This is a genomic window from Enterobacter sp. 4974935, assembly GCF_058661735.1.
Genome location: NZ_JBZWGT010000003.1, coordinates 4,415,879 through 4,431,816, shown reverse-complemented (window position 1 = coordinate 4,431,816; position 15,938 = coordinate 4,415,879). Strand labels below are relative to the sequence as shown.

The following is a 15,938-nucleotide window of genomic DNA, read 5'->3' as shown; positions in this document are numbered from 1 at the left end:
TAAAGACGGAGTTTTTATGCGTACCCTACACAATATTGACCTGAAAAATAACGAAAGTGGTTTTTCCCTGCGCTGGCAGGACCGTCTGATTTTATCCCACTCTGCGGATGCCCCTTGCCTGTGGATCGGCGCAGGTGAGGCGGATATCGAGATGTTTCGCGGCAACTTCAGCATCAAAGACAAGCTCAACGAAAAGATTGCCCTGACGAACGCGACCGTTACGCAGCAAAGCACGGGCTGGGCAATCCGCTTTACCCGCGGCGACGCGGTGAGCGCGACGCTGCTGGTCGGCGTGGATGCTGAAGGCCGTCTGGAGCTGAAGCTGAAAAATGACGCCGCCAGCCATAACCGCATCTGGCTGCGGCTGGCAGCTCAGCCTGACGATCATATTTACGGCTGCGGCGAGCAGTTCTCGTATTTCGATCTGCGCGGCAAGCCGTTTCCGCTGTGGACCAGCGAGCAGGGCGTGGGCCGCAATAAGCAGACCTACGTCACCTGGCAGGCCGACTGCAAAGAGAACGCGGGCGGCGATTACTACTGGACCTTCTTCCCGCAGCCTACCTTCGTGAGCACCCAGAAGTACTACTGCCACGTGGATAACAGCTGTTATATGAACTTCGACTTCAGCGCGCCGGACTTCCACGAGCTGGCGTTCTGGGAAGATAACGCCACGCTGCGCTTCGAATGCGCAGAAACCTACGTCGATCTGCTGGAAAAACTGACCGGCCTGCTGGGGCGTCAGCCTGAACTGCCGGACTGGGTTTACGACGGCGTGACGCTGGGTATTCAGGGTGGCACCGAGGTGTGTCAGCAGAAGCTCGACGCCATGCGCGAGGGCGGCGTGAAGGTGAACGGCATCTGGGCGCAGGACTGGTCCGGCATCCGGATGACCTCCTTCGGCAAACGCGTGATGTGGAACTGGAAGTGGAACAGCGCGCTCTATCCGCAGCTTGATGAGCGGATTGCGCAGTGGAAACAGGAAGGCGTGCAGTTCCTCTCCTATATCAACCCGTACGTCGCCAGCGATAAAGATCTCTGCGAAGAGGCGGCGAAACGCGGCTATCTGACCAAAAACGCCAACGGCGAGGATTACCACGTTGAGTTCGGCGAATTCTACGCGGGCGTTATCGACCTGACCAACCCGGCAGCCTACGGCTGGTACAAAGAGGTCATCAAAAAGAACCTGATCGAACTGGGCTGCGGCGGCTGGATGGCCGATTTCGGGGAATATCTGCCGACCGATACCTTCCTGCACAACGGCGTTAGCGCGGAGATCATGCATAACGCCTGGCCTGCCCTGTGGGCGAAATGTAACTACGAAGCACTGGAGGAGACCGGCAAGCTCGGGGAGATCCTGTTCTTCATGCGCGCGGGCTACACCGGCAGCCAGAAGCACTCGGTGATGATGTGGGCGGGGGATCAGAACGTCGACTGGAGCCTGGACGATGGTCTGGCGTCCGTCGTACCGGCGGCGCTGTCTCTGGCGATGACCGGGCACGGGCTGCACCACAGCGACATTGGCGGCTATACGACGCTGTTCGAGATGAAGCGCAGCAAAGAGCTACTGCTGCGCTGGTGCGACTTCAGCGCCTTTACGCCGATGATGCGTACCCACGAGGGCAATCGCCCTGGCGACAACTGGCAGTTCGACGGCGACGCCGAAACCATCGCGCACTTCGCGCGCATGACCACCGTGTTCACCACTCTGAAGCCGTACATCAAAGCTGCGGTTGCGCAGAACGCGAAAAGCGGCCTGCCGGTGATGCGTCCGCTGTTCCTGCACTACGAGGACGACGCGCGCGCCTACACGCTGAAATACCAGTACCTGTTTGGCCGCGATCTGCTGGTGGCCCCGGTTCATGAAGAGGGACGCCGCGACTGGTCGCTCTATCTGCCGCAGGACAGCTGGGTCAATGCGTGGACGGGGGAAACCTGCCAGGGCGGTGACATCACCGTTGATGCCCCGCTCGGCAAACCGCCGGTCTTCTATCGCCAGCAAAGCGAATGGGCAGATCTGTTTAGCACCTTACGTCATATCTGATAAGGCTCGCCCGCGGGGAAACCTGCGGGCAGACGGAGAACAATAATGAGTCAACATACTTCTGACCCGGCAACCCTGCGCCTGCCGTTTAAAGAAAAACTCGCCTACGGGATGGGCGATCTCGGCTCTAACATCCTGCTGGATATCGGCACGCTGTATCTGCTGAAGTTCTACACCGACGTGCTGGGACTGCCCGGTACCTACGGGGGGATTATCTTCCTGATTGCGAAGTTTTTTACCGCCTTCACCGATATGGGCACCGGGATCATGCTCGACTCCCGGCGCAAGATTGGCCCGAAAGGGAAATTCCGCCCGTTCGTGCTGTATGCAGCCTTCCCTGTGACGCTGCTGGCGATTGCCAACTTCGTCGGCACACCGTTTGAGATGACCGGCAAAACGGTGATGGCAACGGTGCTGTTCATGCTGTACGGCCTGTTCTTCAGCATGATGAACTGCTCTTACGGCGCGATGGTGCCCGCCATTACCAAAAACCCGGACGAGCGAGCCTCGCTGGCGGCCTGGCGTCAGGGCGGCGCCACGCTCGGCCTGCTGCTCTGTACGGTGGGCTTTGTCCCGGTGATGAACCTCATTGAGGGCAATGACCAGCTTGGCTACATCTTTGCCGCCACCCTCTTCTCGCTGTTCGGGTTGTTCTTTATGTGGTGGTGCTATAAGGGCGTAACCGAGCGTTACGTTGAGACGCAACCTGCTAACCCGGCGCAGAAACCGGGGCTGTTGCAGTCGTTTCGCGCCATCGCCGGGAACCGTCCGCTGTTTATCCTGTGCATCGCTAACCTGTGCACGCTGGGTGCCTTTAACGTCAAACTCGCCATTCAGGTCTACTACACGCAGTACGTGCTGAACGACCCGATCCTGCTGTCGTACATGGGCTTCTTCAGCATGGGCTGTATTTTTATCGGCGTCTTTATGATGCCTGGCGCGGTGCGGCGCTTTGGTAAGAAAAAGGTCTATATCAGCGGCCTGGCAATTTGGGTGGCAGGCGATCTGCTTAACTACTTCTTCGGCGGCGGCTCGGTGAGCTTTGTGGCGTTCTCCTGCCTGGCGTTTTTCGGTTCCGCGTTCGTGAACAGCCTGAACTGGGCGCTGGTCTCCGATACCGTGGAGTACGGCGAGTGGCGCACCGGCGTACGCTCCGAGGGGACGGTCTATACCGGCTTTACCTTCTTCCGCAAGGTATCGCAGGCGCTGGCGGGCTTCTTCCCGGGGATCATGCTTACGCAGATTGGCTATGTGCCCAACGTGGTGCAATCCGCCGGCACGGTTGAAGGGCTGCGGCAGCTGATATTTATCTACCCGAGCCTGCTGGCGGTCATCACCATCGTGGCGATGGGCTGCTTCTACAACCTCAACGAGAAGATGTATGTGCGCATCGTGGAAGAAATTGAGCTGCGCAAACGTACGGCATAAATGACGTGATTGAGCGCCCTGCGGGGCGCTTTGAGGATCGACCATGACACACAATACTGATCCGTTAACCCTGAAATTGAGCCTGCGAGAGAAGTGCGCCTACGGGATGGGCGATTTTGGCTCGAACCTGATGCTCTGTATTGGCACGCTGTATCTGCTGAAGTTTTACACGGACGAGCTGGGCATGCCCGCGTTCTACGGCGGCATCATTTTTCTGGTCGCCAAGTTCTTTACCGCGTTTACCGACATGCTGACCGGGGTGCTGCTGGACTCCCGGCGTAATATCGGCGCGCGGGGGAAATTCCGGCCATTCATTCTCTACGCCTCCGTCCCGGTGGCGCTGGTGGCCACGGCGCAGTTTATGGCCAACGACTTTAGCCTGACGGTGAAAACGGCCCTCGCCACCGTGCTCTTCATGATGTTTGGCCTCTGCTACAGCCTGATGAACTGCGCCTACGGTGCAATGGTTCCGGCCATCACCAAAAACCCGAACGAGCGCGCGCAGCTTGCGGCGTGGCGTCAGGGCGGCGCAACGGTAGGACTGTTGCTCTGCACCGTCGGCTTTATGCCGATTCAGGCGCTGTTCGTCAGCCAGCCCTCACTCGGCTATCTGGTGGCTGCGCTGGTGTTCGTCACCGGGGGGCTGTTCTGCATGTGGTGGTGCTACAGCGGGGTGAAAGAGCGCTACGTCGAGCTTACGCCCGATCACCATAAGCCCGGCATTCTGAAATCATTCTGCGCAATTTTCCGCAATCCGCCGCTGCTGGTGCTGTGCATCGCCAACCTCTGTACCCTCGCCGCGTTTAACATCAAGCTGGCGATTCAGGTCTACTACACCCAGTACGTGCTGAACGATCTGCATCTCCTGTCGTGGATGGGCTTTTTCAGCATGGGCTGCATTCTGATTGGCGTGTTTCTGGTGCCCGGTGCGGTAAAGCGCTTTGGCAAGAAACCGGTCTATCTGGGCGGGCTGGCGCTGTGGGCGGTGGGCGACGTGCTGAATTTCTTCTGGGGGACCAGCTCCCTGCTGTTTGTGCTCTTTTCCTGCATGGCCTTCTTCGGCACGGCGTTTGTGAACAGCCTGAACTGGGCGCTGGTGCCGGATACGGTTGATTACGGCGAGTGGAAAACCGGGATTCGCGCCGAAGGGTCGGTGTATACCGGCTATACCTTCTCGCGCAAAATCTCCGCTGCGCTCGCCGGTTTTCTGCCCGGCATAATGCTGACCCAGATTGGCTACGTTCCCCATGCCGTGCAGAGCGCGGGCACGCTGCTGGGTTTGCGTCAGCTGATTTTCCTCTGGCCGTGCGGCCTGGCGATCGTTGCTGCCGTGACCATGGGGCTGTTTTATAAACTCAACGAAGCGCGCTTCGCCTTTATTATCGAGGAGATTGGAAAACGGAAAAAACAGACAGCAAATACCCCTGAGATAACCACCAACAATAAAGCGTCAGCAGTCACTTTATAACTATAAATCCGGCCAATATGTCCTTCCTGTTAATCAGGAGGGAGGCCTTTCTGTACCTGATACATGGACAAATTATGAATAGAATCATCACCGTACTGATCGTGTCGTCTGTGTCCTGCCCGGTTTTTGCCGGGGCCTATGTCGAAACGCGCGAAGCGTACAATACGGCCTCTGAGCTGCACGAGGTGATCCTGCGTGCGGGCTATAACTTCGATATGGGCGCGGGGCTGATGTTCACCAACGCTTATAACGTGGGGAAATGGGACGAACTGAAGCACAGCTATAACGAAATCGAGGGTTGGTATCCGCTCTTCAAACCGACCGACAAACTCACCTTCCAGCCCGGCGGCTTGATCAATGACAGCAGCGCAGGATCGGGTGGAGCACTCTATTTAGATACTAACTATAAATTTACGGACTGGTTCAATCTGACGTTCCGCTATCGCTATAACCATAACAATTACGATACGCCGGACTATAACGGGCAGATGGATAAAAACGACACGCACGAATTCGCCAACTACTGGAATTTCAAAGTGACGGATGCGTTTTTCTACACCTTTGAGCCGCATTTTTTCCAGCGGGTGAATGATTACCACAGCAAAAATGGCAAAGATCATCACTGGGAAATTACCAACAAGTTCAGCTATAAGATCGACAGAAACTGGCTGCCGTACCTCGAACTACAGTGGCTGGACCGATGGAATGATTACAACCGCGAGCAGTACCGGATCCGTTTAGGGTTACGTTATTCGTTCTAATAAAAAAGCCGCTGATCGCTCAGCGGCTTTTCGTTGCCGGGTGGCGCTTGCGCTTTACCCGGCCTACGGCATAACCGAATTACTCTTCTTTCGCACCGCGCATAGCACGTTTACGATCGTTCTCGGTCAGGTGACGTTTACGGATACGAATTGACTGAGGCGTCACTTCTACCAGTTCGTCATCATCGATGAATTCCAGAGCCTGCTCCAGCGTCATCTTGATCGGTGGAACCAGAACCGTTGCTTCGTCAGTACCGGACGCACGCATGTTGGTCAGTTTCTTACCGGTCAGGCAGTTTACCGTCAGGTCGTTAGAACGGCTGTGAATACCGATGATCTGGCCTTCGTAAACTTCAGCACCGTGACCCAGGAACAGCTTACCGCGATCCTGCAGACCGAACAGCGCAAACGCAACCGCTTTACCCTGACCGTTGGAGATCAGTACGCCGTTGTTACGCTGGCCCACTTCGCCCGGACGGATGTCGTCATAGTGGCTGAAGGTGGAGTACAGCAGGCCGGTACCGGAGGTCATGGTCATGAACTCAGAACGGAAGCCGATCAGGCCACGGCTTGGGATCACGTAGTCGAGACGTACGCGGCCTTTGCCATCTGGATTCATGTTTTTCAGGTCGCCTTTACGCTCACCCAGTGCCTGCATGACAGAACCCTGGTGCTGCTCTTCAACGTCCAGCGTTACGTTTTCGAATGGCTCTTGTTTACGGCCATCGATTTCGCGGAAGATAACTTTCGGACGGGATACCGCCATCTCGAAACCTTCACGACGCATGTTCTCAATCAGAACAGACAGGTGCAGCTCACCACGACCGGAAACGCGGAATGCATCAGCGTCTTCGGTTTCTTCAACGCGCAGCGCAACGTTGTGCACCAGCTCTTTGTTCAGGCGGTCAAGGATCTGACGAGAGGTAACGAACTTACCTTCTTTACCACAGAACGGAGAGGTGTTGACGTTGAAGAACATGGATACGGTTGGTTCATCAACGGACAGGGCTGGCAGCGCTTCGACGTTCTGCGGATCGCAGATGGTATCGGAGATGTTCAGTTCACCCAGACCGGTAATAGCGATGATGTCGCCCGCTTCAGCGATGTCGCTCTCGATACGCTCAAGACCCAGGTGAGTCAGAACTTTACCGACTTTACCGTTACGGGTTTTGCCTTCGCTATCGATGATAGTGACCTGCTGGTTAGGCTTCACTTTACCGCGCTTGATACGACCAATGCCGATTACGCCAACATAGTTGTTGTAGTCGAGCTGGGAGATCTGCATTTGCAGGGTGCCTTCCAGGTCAACGTTTGGCGCAGGAACGCGGTCAACAATCGTCTGGTACAGCGGAGTCATGTCTTCCGCCATGTCTTCGTGATCCAGACCGGCGATACCGTTCAGCGCAGACGCATAAACGATAGGGAAGTCCAGCTGTTCGTCGGTCGCGTCGAGGTTAACGAACAGGTCGAAGACCTGGTCAACAACCCAGTCAGGACGCGCGCCAGGACGGTCAACCTTGTTGATCACAACGATAGGTTTCAGGCCGTGGGCAAATGCTTTTTTGGTCACGAAGCGCGTTTGCGGCATAGGGCCATCAAATGCGTCAACCACCAGCAGCACGGAATCCACCATGGACATCACGCGCTCAACTTCACCACCGAAGTCGGCGTGCCCTGGGGTATCAACGATGTTGATACGGTAGTCATTCCATTTGATAGCGGTGTTTTTGGCGAGGATGGTAATCCCACGCTCTTTCTCCAAATCGTTGGAGTCCATCACACGCTCTTGAGTTTCGGCACGAGCATCAAACGTACCGGACTGCTGTAGCAGCTTGTCAACCAGGGTAGTTTTACCATGGTCGACGTGCGCGATGATGGCGATATTACGCAATTTTTCGATCACAACTTTGCCTCAGGCATTTAGAAATAGCGCGTTATTGTACACGGATTAATCGCACTACAAAACAGGATCACAAACATCCCCCGCAAACAAGTATTGCAGAGATGCTTTGTGATCGCTTTCACGGAGCGGTAAAAGGGCACTTTAACGTAAATTGCACCAATATGGTGCTCAATGTTCACACTGAAGCACTATAATGGTGCAACGAATCCAATGTGGTGCAGCCCTTCTGCACTATGGTGCGCATGATAACGCCTTTTTGGGGTGTTTTAAAAGTTGGCACAGATTTCGCTTTACAGAAATACAGTAAAAATATGGCAGCCCAGCCGATTTGAAGACCTCGTTACCACGACGACAATGACCAATCTGGAGAGTTAAGTATGTCCGCTGAACACGTTTTGACGATGCTGAACGAACATGAAGTGAAGTTTGTTGATCTGCGCTTCACCGATACCAAAGGTAAAGAACAGCACGTCACGATCCCTGCTCATCAGGTGAACGCCGAATTCTTTGAAGAAGGCAAAATGTTTGACGGCTCCTCCATTGGCGGCTGGAAAGGCATTAACGAATCCGACATGGTTCTGATGCCAGATGCAACCACTGCGCTCATTGACCCGTTCTACGAAGAACCTACGCTGATCATCCGCTGCGATATCCTGGAACCTGGCACGCTGCAAGGCTATGACCGTGACCCACGCTCCATCGCAAAACGCGCTGAAGAGTACCTGCGTTCTACCGGTATTGCAGACACCGTTCTGTTCGGGCCAGAGCCAGAGTTCTTCCTGTTCGACGACATCCGTTTTGGTGCTTCCATTTCTGGTTCCCACGTCGCTATCGATGACATCGAAGGCGCATGGAACTCTTCCACCAAGTACGAAGGTGGTAACAAAGGTCACCGTCCGGGCGTGAAAGGCGGTTACTTCCCGGTTCCTCCGGTCGATTCTTCACAGGACATCCGTTCTACCATGTGTCTGATCATGGAAGAGATGGGCCTGGTTGTTGAAGCGCACCACCATGAAGTGGCAACGGCTGGCCAGAACGAAATCGCCACCCGCTTCAACACCATGACCAAAAAAGCGGACGAGATTCAGATCTACAAATACGTTGTGCACAACGTTGCGCACCGTTTCGGTAAAACCGCGACCTTCATGCCAAAACCCATGTTTGGCGACAACGGTTCCGGTATGCACTGCCACATGTCCCTGTCCAGGAACGGTACTAACCTGTTCTCTGGCGACAAGTACGCGGGTCTGTCCGAGCAGGCGCTGCACTACATCGGTGGTGTTATCAAACACGCTAAAGCGATCAACGCCCTGGCGAACCCAACCACTAACTCCTACAAGCGTCTGGTCCCTGGCTACGAAGCACCAGTAATGCTGGCGTACTCTGCCCGTAACCGTTCTGCTTCTATCCGTATCCCGGTGGTTGCGTCTCCGAAAGCGCGTCGTATCGAAGTGCGCTTCCCGGACCCGGCGGCTAACCCATACCTGTGCTTCGCAGCACTGCTGATGGCCGGTCTGGACGGTATCAAGAACAAGATCCATCCGGGCGAAGCCATGGACAAAAACCTGTACGACCTGCCGCCAGAAGAAGCGAAAGAGATCCCACAGGTTGCCGGCTCTCTGGAAGAAGCCCTCCAGGCGCTGGACGCAGACCGCGAGTTCCTGACCGCTGGCGGCGTGTTCACCGATGAAGCTATCGACGCTTACATCGCGCTGCGTACCGAAGAAAACGACCGCGTTCGCATGACGCCGCACCCGGTTGAGTTCGAACTGTACTACAGCGTTTAATTGATTTGTTTTACCCGGCGCATACGCGTCGGGAGTCGTTGCCGTGGAAACTTTAGCCCATCTTCGGATGGGCTTTTTTCTCCACCAACAACCTGATCTCACGCGCTTTTTACCTCTAAAACGCTATACTGCACTAAAATAGTGCAACGACTCCAGGAGACTGCTGAATGGCAACTGGCACGCTGCCCGATGCTGGGCAGATCCTCAATTCTTTAATTAACAGTATTTTGCTGGTCGACGACGAGCTGGCGGTGCATTACGCCAACCCGGCGGCGCAGCAGCTGCTCGCCCAAAGCGCCCGTAAACTGTTTGGCACGCCGCTGCCAGAACTGCTGAGCTATTTCTCGCTGAATATTGGCCTGATGCAGGAGAGTTTGCAGGCGGGTCAGGGCTTCACCGATAACGAAGTGACGCTGGTGATTGACGGACGCTCGCATATTTTGTCCCTCACCGCACAGCGTCTGCCAGATGGCATGATTCTGCTGGAAATGGCGCCGATGGATAACCAGCGTCGTCTCAGCCAGGAGCAGCTTCAGCATGCGCAGCAGATTGCGGCGCGCGACCTGGTGCGCGGGCTGGCCCATGAGATCAAAAACCCGCTGGGCGGCTTACGCGGTGCGGCACAGCTTTTGACCAAAGCGCTGCCTGACCCTGCCCTGGCGGAGTATACCAACGTCATTATTGAGCAGGCGGACCGTCTGCGTAATCTGGTCGATCGCCTGCTCGGGCCGCAGCAGCCAGGGATGCACGTTTCAGAAAGCATTCACAAGGTCGCGGAGCGGGTGGTGAAACTCGTCTCGATGGAGCTGCCGGATAACGTCACGCTGGTGCGTGACTATGACCCAAGCCTGCCGGAGCTGGCGCACGATCCGGACCAGATTGAACAGGTGCTGTTGAACATTGTGCGTAACGCGTTGCAGGCGCTGGGCCCGGAGGGTGGCGAAATTATTCTGCGTACCCGCACCGCGTTCCAGCTGACGCTGCACGGCGTACGTTATCGTCTGGCAGCACGTATTGATGTGGAAGATAACGGACCGGGGATCCCGCCGCATCTCCAGGACACCCTGTTCTACCCGATGGTCAGCGGTCGCGAAGGCGGCACCGGGCTGGGGTTATCCATAGCCCGAAATTTGATTGACCAACACTCCGGCAAAATTGAATTTACCAGTTGGCCGGGACATACCGAGTTTTCGGTTTTCCTGCCGATTAAAAAATAAAGGTGACGTTTATGCAACGAGGGATAGTCTGGGTAGTCGATGACGATAGCTCCATCCGTTGGGTGCTTGAACGCGCGCTCACAGGAGCGGGATTAAGCTGCACGACGTTTGAGAGTGGCAGCGAGGTGCTCGACGCACTCACCACCAAAACGCCGGACGTTCTGCTCTCGGATATTCGCATGCCGGGAATGGACGGACTGGCGCTCTTAAAGCAGATCAAACAGCGCCACCCTATGCTTCCGGTCATCATAATGACCGCCCACTCCGACCTGGATGCTGCCGTCAGCGCGTACCAGCAGGGCGCGTTTGATTACCTGCCAAAACCGTTTGATATCGACGAAGCCGTTGCGCTGGTTGAGCGCGCTATCAGCCACTATCAGGAGCAACAGCAGCCCCGCAATGCCCCCGACTTTGGACCAACGACGGACATCATCGGTGAAGCGCCAGCCATGCAGGACGTGTTTCGCATCATCGGGCGTCTTTCGCGTTCGTCTATCAGCGTCTTGATTAATGGTGAATCAGGGACCGGTAAAGAGTTGGTCGCACACGCCCTGCATCGCCACAGCCCGCGGGCGAAAGCCCCCTTTATCGCCCTGAACATGGCAGCGATCCCTAAGGATTTAATTGAATCTGAGCTGTTCGGCCACGAAAAAGGGGCATTTACCGGAGCCAATACCATTCGTCAGGGACGCTTTGAACAGGCTGACGGCGGCACGCTTTTCCTGGATGAAATCGGCGATATGCCGCTGGATGTACAGACCCGACTGTTGCGCGTGCTGGCAGATGGACAGTTTTACCGCGTGGGCGGGTATGCGCCGGTGAAGGTGGACGTACGCATTATCGCCGCGACGCACCAGAACCTGGAGCTGCGCGTACAGGAGGGGAAATTCCGTGAGGATTTATTCCATCGTCTGAACGTGATCCGCGTCCACCTGCCGCCGCTGCGCGAGCGTCGGGAAGATATCCCGCGTCTGGCGCGACATTTCCTGCAGGTGGCGGCCCGCGAGCTGGGCGTGGAAGCCAAGCAGCTTCATCCGGAAACGGATGCCGCCCTCACCCGTCTGGCGTGGCCGGGCAACGTGCGTCAGCTGGAAAACACCTGTCGCTGGCTGACGGTGATGGCCGCCGGCCAGGAAGTGCTGATTCAGGATTTACCGGCAGAACTGTTTGAAGCCACCGTGCCCGAGAGCACCGCAGGACATACGTTGCCGGACAGCTGGGCGACGCTGCTGGCGCAGTGGGCAGATCGCGCGCTGCGTTCCGGTCATCAAAACTTGCTCTCTGAAGCACAGCCTGAAATGGAGCGCACGCTGTTGACCACCGCGCTTCGTCATACCCAGGGCCACAAACAGGAAGCGGCTCGCCTGTTGGGATGGGGTCGAAACACCCTGACGCGCAAGCTGAAAGAGCTGGGAATGGAGTGATCTTACTCCGCTGTGTAAAGGTTACTAATTGAGCGCAAAGTGCCGTTATTTTGCGCTTTACTGTTCCGATGAGTTTTGTATGATCGTGCCCGGAAACAGGGGGGAGCATCATGCTGGAATCATTAGTGACTTTGCTTTCGAGCGGAGCAGCAGAAAGCCACACGCCACAAACTGCCGTTGCGGCGGTGCTGTGTGCGGCGCTGGTTGGGCTGTTTAGCTAACGAGCTGTCGATGAAAAGCCGGGTGGCGGCTTCGCCTTACCCGGCCTACATAGTTGCGAGTTGTAGGCCGGGTAAGCGAAGCGCCATCCGGCATTGCAACTTAAATCACGCGCGAGAACTGCTGTAAACGCGCTTTCTGGCGCAGATAGGCATCGAAGCACATGCAGATATTACGAATCAACAGACGCCCCTTCGGCGTGACGACCACCGCGCTCTCCGACACATCCACCAGCCCGTCTTTCGCCAGCGGCGCAAGAAGCTTCAGGTCTTCGGCAAAGTAATCGCTGAATTGCAGATCCCATTGCGACTCCACCTCGCGGAATTCGAGACGGAAGTTGCAGATAAGCGCCTTAATCACATCACGACGGAGGCAGTCGTCGCGCGTTAACGCAATGCCGCGCCACAGCGCGTTGCCCGTTTCATCAACCTGCTGGTAATACAGCTTCAGCTCTTTTTGGTTCTGGGCGTAGCAGTCGCCAATCATGCTGATAGCGGAGACACCCATTCCGAGCAGATCGGTATCGCCCTGGGTGGTGTAACCCTGGAAGTTACGGTGGAGAACACCTTCGCGCTGGGCAATCGCCAGTTCGTCGTCAGGGCGGGCAAAGTGATCCATCCCGATAAACTGATAGCCGGTTTCGGTCAGCGAGGCGATGGTCTCCTGCAAAATGTCCAGCTTCTGCTGGGCGGAAGGCAGATCCGCATCTTTGATTTTGCGCTGCGCGGCGAACAGCGTCGGCAGGTGCGCATAGTTAAAGACGCTCAGACGGTCCGGGTTGAGCTCAGCCACGCGTTTAAGCGTGTAGGCGAAGCTCTCCGGCGTCTGCTTCGGCAGGCCGTAAATCAGGTCTATATTCGTTGAGGTAAAGCCGATTTCACGCGCATGGTTGAGTAAGGCAAAGATAAACGCTTCATCCTGCTCGCGGTTGACCAGGCGCTGTACTTCTTTGTTGAAGTCCTGTACGCCCATACTCAGGCGGTTGAAGCCTTCGGCGCGTAAATGATCCAGCACATCCAGCTCGATTTCACGCGGATCGACCTCGATCGAAATTTCAGCGTCGTCGTTAAAACTGAAATTGCCGCGCAGTAGCGCCATCAGGCGGCTGATCTGCGCTTTATTCAGATAGGTTGGCGTACCGCCGCCCCAGTGAAGCTGGCTGACGTGACGGCCTTTAAACAGCGGTGCGCGGTGCAGAATTTCCTGTTCAAGCGCATCGAGGTATTGATCGGCTTTGTGCTGCTGGCGGGTAACGATCTTATTGCAGCCGCAGAAGTAGCAGAGCTTGTGGCAGAACGGAATATGGACGTAGAGCGACAGCGGGCGCTCGGGATAGCGCGCCACAGCTTGCTGAAAATCCGCCTCGCCGAAAGCGTCAGAAAACTCCAGCGCGGTGGGGTATGAGGTATAACGCGGCCCGGAATAGTTATATTTCTGGATCAGGGCCAAATCCCAGTCGATAGATGGTACAGACATGCTCACTCCTTCCGTTGGTGTCGCGTTCGTATACGGCGGCCCGTTCTGGTCCCGTTGCGGGCCATCATTCGGGTGCGCAGCCACTTCTGTCGCCGCGACAACCGCCGTAGTTTAACGAATAACCACACCAGATAACATATAACCGGAAGGGTTATAAGCAGGACGAGTGTACCTGCCGGGTGCAAATGTTAGTTTCCACCTTTCAGCAGACGCATCATATCTTCCTGCTTTTCGTCTTCCTCTTCGTCTTCTTCATCATCGTAGGACAGACCCAGCTTCTGCATCAGTTCATCAATGCGATCCAGTTTGGCATCTACCCAGGACTGCTCTTCAGCGGTCAGGGTTTCACCCTCTTCAAGACGTTCCAGCAGCGCATCCAGGCGCTCATCGTTCTCCAGCATATCCAGCTCAGCCTGCGGTGAAAGCATAGGTTTCTCGCTCTTTGGTTTGTGCTGCTTAGTGACCGGCGTGTCTGTCACGCCCAGTGGAATGGGAGTTTTACTGCCGATACGAGGATCTTTCTGCTGTTTGCCTTTTGCAGAAGCGCCTGCGGCACCGCCACCGTTAGCACGGCTACCCGCAGTATGGCCACGATGCTTTTTATCGCGTTTGCGATCGCGCGCTTCCTGATTCAGTTCTTCGCGCGTTTTGCGGCGTGCTTTTGCAGGGCGTTTCGCGCCCGCAGCGGAGGTCGGTTTTTTCATGATGTTTTATCTTTAAGTCGTTTTCTTCAGTATAGAATTGCGGCGAAATCTAGCAGAAAGCAAGCAAAGAAAAAAGGCGACAGAGCAATCTGTCGCCTTTTTTCCTGACTCACAACCCTTAACGGGTCAGACATTCCCTGTTTGCCTTCAACAAACCCTGTTTATCCCTTGGCTACTACCGTCCGTGATACGGTTCCGTTTCCTGTTAAAAACGCCTCCAGGCGCCGGTCGTCCTGACAATCCTGAGTCTTCGCCTCCTGGCGCTCCTGACCCTTATCCTTAAGTCGTTTTCCTGCTGGCATCCTCGCCTTGACGCACACTTTACCTTGTTCTCTTAAACTAACAAGCAACGAAAAGGTACTAAACCGGATTTTCAGATAATTACTCATTAATAACTCTTTGAATTTTAATCTTTTGAGTTTTTTAGTGCCTGCGATTTCTCTTAAATTTCTCATACGTTTAAGGGCAGATCTCTTACATTCCGTAGGGCTTTCACTTACACGTCAATGACGAAGGGAAAAGCCTTTTGCCCGCATTCAGGTATAATCCCCCGCAGATTACGATTTTTGGAGACGACCACGTGACTACCTGGAACTACCAACAGACGCATTTTGTCACCAGTGCGCCCGATATTCGCCACCTGCCCTCAGACACAGGGATTGAAGTGGCATTTGCTGGCCGCTCCAATGCGGGAAAATCCAGCGCTCTGAATACGCTGACCAATCAGAAAAACCTGGCGCGTACCTCAAAAACACCTGGCCGTACTCAGCTGATTAACCTGTTTGAAGTGGCTGAAGGCAAACGCCTGGTCGATTTACCGGGCTACGGTTACGCGCAGGTACCGGAAGAGATGAAGATCAAATGGCAGCGTGCGCTGGGTGAATACCTGGAAAAACGCATGTGTCTGAAAGGTCTGGTGGTGCTGATGGATATTCGACACCCGCTAAAAGATCTCGACCAGCAGATGATTGACTGGGCGGTGGCAAGCGATATTGCGGTGCTGGTGCTGCTGACAAAAGCGGATAAGCTGGCGAGCGGCGCGCGCAAGGCGCAGGTGAACAAGGTGCGTGAAGCGGTGCTGGCATTCAACGGTGATGTACAGGTTGAACCGTTCTCCTCGCTGAAAAAGCAGGGTGTGGACAAACTGCGACAGAAGCTAGACAGCTGGTTTAACGATCTGGAACCGGCGACAGAAGCGGAAGCAGAGTAACAACAGGCGCGGCGATGACCGCGTTTTTTTCGCCCGAAACTCTCCTTTCCGCAATAAAAAACGCCCCAGTCATTACTGACTGGGGCGGCTAAAATATTCAGCCAAATCCGATTACGTGAAGTAAAAGGTCTGAAAGATAGAACATCTTACCTCTGTACCCTACGTCGTTAACTCTACTCTTTTTTTGTCTCTTGAAAAAGCACTTTTTGTAGTTTTTTTTCATTCTTTACATAGGGAATTCTAATGATCGTCACAAAACGCGCGTACTTATGTTGCTTACTTACATAAAACGCGCGTTAT

At 55.2% G+C, this 15,938-nt stretch carries 13 protein-coding genes; 9 read left to right on the top strand and 4 right to left on the bottom strand.

What is annotated here, in order from left to right:
- Positions 1 to 16 precede the first annotated feature (16 nt).
- The 4 genes from AC4OVS_RS22415 (at position 17) to ompL (ending at position 5,698) form a co-directional block, all read left to right on the top strand.
- Positions 17 to 2,041: an alpha-glucosidase gene (locus AC4OVS_RS22415; RefSeq protein WP_252066429.1), complete on the top strand. Its 2,025-nt coding sequence runs from the start codon at positions 17 to 19 to the stop codon at positions 2,039 to 2,041.
- 45 nt (positions 2,042 to 2,086) lie between these two features.
- Positions 2,087 to 3,469 carry an MFS transporter gene (locus tag AC4OVS_RS22410; protein ID WP_022649848.1) on the top strand — a complete coding sequence of 461 codons (1,383 nt, stop codon included), beginning with the start codon at positions 2,087 to 2,089 and terminating at the stop codon, positions 3,467 to 3,469.
- A 43-nt stretch (positions 3,470 to 3,512) separates the two neighbouring features.
- Entirely contained in the window at positions 3,513 to 4,937 is a 1,425-nt protein-coding gene (locus tag AC4OVS_RS22405; RefSeq protein ID WP_022649849.1) for an MFS transporter, read from the top strand.
- Positions 4,938 to 5,011: 74 nt separating this feature from the next.
- A complete protein-coding gene (ompL, locus tag AC4OVS_RS22400) occupies positions 5,012 to 5,698 on the top strand; it encodes a porin OmpL (RefSeq protein WP_032626918.1) in 687 nt (228 codons plus the stop codon).
- Between the two features lie 79 nt (positions 5,699 to 5,777).
- Here ompL and typA read toward each other — a convergent pair whose 3' ends face one another.
- Entirely contained in the window at positions 5,778 to 7,601 is a 1,824-nt protein-coding gene (gene typA / locus AC4OVS_RS22395; RefSeq protein WP_022649851.1) for a ribosome-dependent GTPase TypA, read from the bottom strand.
- 377 nt (positions 7,602 to 7,978) lie between these two features.
- Between typA and glnA the strand changes: the two genes are divergently transcribed.
- The 4 genes from glnA to AC4OVS_RS22375 all read left to right on the top strand — a co-directional run bounded on the left by glnA (position 7,979) and on the right by AC4OVS_RS22375 (position 12,250).
- On the top strand, positions 7,979 to 9,388 hold the full coding sequence (glnA, locus tag AC4OVS_RS22390) for a glutamate--ammonia ligase (RefSeq protein ID WP_023298930.1): 1,410 nt from the start codon (positions 7,979 to 7,981) through the stop codon (positions 9,386 to 9,388).
- Between the two features lie 167 nt (positions 9,389 to 9,555).
- Complete coding sequence (gene glnL, locus AC4OVS_RS22385; RefSeq protein WP_003861923.1) at positions 9,556 to 10,605, top strand: nitrogen regulation protein NR(II); 1,050 nt, start codon at positions 9,556 to 9,558, stop codon at positions 10,603 to 10,605.
- A gap of 11 nt (positions 10,606 to 10,616) precedes the next feature.
- On the top strand, positions 10,617 to 12,029 hold the full coding sequence (glnG, locus tag AC4OVS_RS22380; RefSeq protein ID WP_022649852.1) for a nitrogen regulation protein NR(I): 1,413 nt from the start codon (positions 10,617 to 10,619) through the stop codon (positions 12,027 to 12,029).
- A gap of 110 nt (positions 12,030 to 12,139) precedes the next feature.
- A complete protein-coding gene (locus AC4OVS_RS22375; RefSeq protein WP_017382667.1) occupies positions 12,140 to 12,250 on the top strand; it encodes a YshB family small membrane protein in 111 nt (36 codons plus the stop codon).
- A gap of 100 nt (positions 12,251 to 12,350) precedes the next feature.
- Here the strand turns inward: AC4OVS_RS22375 and hemN are convergent, their stop codons facing one another.
- Together hemN and yihI are read right to left on the bottom strand one after the other, a co-directional pair.
- The gene (gene hemN, locus AC4OVS_RS22370; RefSeq protein ID WP_491922725.1) at positions 12,351 to 13,724 is read right to left on the bottom strand and encodes an oxygen-independent coproporphyrinogen III oxidase; all 1,374 of its coding nucleotides are present in this window, start codon (positions 13,722 to 13,724) and stop codon (positions 12,351 to 12,353) included.
- Positions 13,725 to 13,912: 188 nt separating this feature from the next.
- Positions 13,913 to 14,428, bottom strand: a complete 516-nt coding sequence (gene yihI, locus AC4OVS_RS22365; protein WP_022649854.1) for a Der GTPase-activating protein YihI — start codon at positions 14,426 to 14,428, stop codon at positions 13,913 to 13,915.
- A 580-nt stretch (positions 14,429 to 15,008) separates the two neighbouring features.
- Here yihI and yihA point away from each other — a divergent pair.
- Positions 15,009 to 15,638, top strand: coding sequence for a ribosome biogenesis GTP-binding protein YihA/YsxC (yihA, locus tag AC4OVS_RS22360; protein WP_003861913.1), 630 nt, complete (start codon positions 15,009 to 15,011; stop codon positions 15,636 to 15,638).
- Between the two features lie 97 nt (positions 15,639 to 15,735).
- Here the strand turns inward: yihA and spfP are convergent, their stop codons facing one another.
- A complete protein-coding gene (gene spfP / locus AC4OVS_RS22355; RefSeq protein ID WP_071892919.1) occupies positions 15,736 to 15,783 on the bottom strand; it encodes a small protein SpfP in 48 nt (15 codons plus the stop codon).
- Between the last annotated feature and the right edge of the window lie 155 nt (positions 15,784 to 15,938).

What these genes read in the sequence shown, in the direction of transcription:
- AC4OVS_RS22415 (WP_252066429.1), top strand. Translation starts at nt 17, where the DNA reads ATGCGTACCCTACACAATATTGACCTGAAAAATAACGAAAGTGGTTTT.
- AC4OVS_RS22410 (WP_022649848.1), top strand. Translation starts at nt 2,087, where the DNA reads ATGAGTCAACATACTTCTGACCCGGCAACCCTGCGCCTGCCGTTTAAA.
- AC4OVS_RS22405 (WP_022649849.1), top strand. Translation starts at nt 3,513, where the DNA reads ATGACACACAATACTGATCCGTTAACCCTGAAATTGAGCCTGCGAGAG.
- ompL (WP_032626918.1), top strand. Translation starts at nt 5,012, where the DNA reads ATGAATAGAATCATCACCGTACTGATCGTGTCGTCTGTGTCCTGCCCG.
- glnA (WP_023298930.1), top strand. Translation starts at nt 7,979, where the DNA reads ATGTCCGCTGAACACGTTTTGACGATGCTGAACGAACATGAAGTGAAG.
- glnL (WP_003861923.1), top strand. Translation starts at nt 9,556, where the DNA reads ATGGCAACTGGCACGCTGCCCGATGCTGGGCAGATCCTCAATTCTTTA.
- glnG (WP_022649852.1), top strand. Translation starts at nt 10,617, where the DNA reads ATGCAACGAGGGATAGTCTGGGTAGTCGATGACGATAGCTCCATCCGT.
- AC4OVS_RS22375 (WP_017382667.1), top strand. Translation starts at nt 12,140, where the DNA reads ATGCTGGAATCATTAGTGACTTTGCTTTCGAGCGGAGCAGCAGAAAGC.
- hemN (WP_491922725.1), bottom strand. Translation starts at nt 13,724, where the DNA reads ATGTCTGTACCATCTATCGACTGGGATTTGGCCCTGATCCAGAAATAT.
- yihI (WP_022649854.1), bottom strand. Translation starts at nt 14,428, where the DNA reads ATGAAAAAACCGACCTCCGCTGCGGGCGCGAAACGCCCTGCAAAAGCA.